1 pseudogene is annotated in these 298 nt (G+C 51.3%); it reads right to left on the bottom strand.

Annotated elements, in window-relative coordinates:
• Positions 1-182 (bottom strand): annotated as a pseudogene (locus L2D08_RS23710) (PTS glucitol/sorbitol transporter subunit IIB); the annotation flags it as partial.
• Positions 183-298: the final 116 nt, after the last annotated feature.

The following is a 298-nucleotide window of genomic DNA, read 5'->3' as shown; positions in this document are numbered from 1 at the left end:
GATGTTTTAAAGCCGTCAACGGCTTCCGCACCGGTTAATTCGGCAATACGCTGGGCAACCGGGTGGATGCCGCCGCCCGTCACGGATACAACATATTTTTTCTGCTCATCGGGCTGGATGACAAGCGGCCCGCCCCAGCCATTGCTGCCTTTGTTAATTTTCACTGCTTTGTATCTTGTCATTACTGCCTGTTCAGACATTTTCTGTTCCCCCTGTCGGTGTTAGTCCGTTACGGAAATCCCCTGGCGTTTCATCATCGTAATGGTGATGCGCTCTGTGATAATCCCGCGGATTAACA

Source organism: Domibacillus sp. PGB-M46, assembly GCF_022668875.1.
In the GTDB taxonomy this organism is placed as follows: Bacteria; Bacillota; Bacilli; order Bacillales; family Domibacillaceae; genus Domibacillus.
Note: the sequence above shows the minus strand (reverse complement) of the source record. Positions and strands in the feature narration are given on the sequence as shown.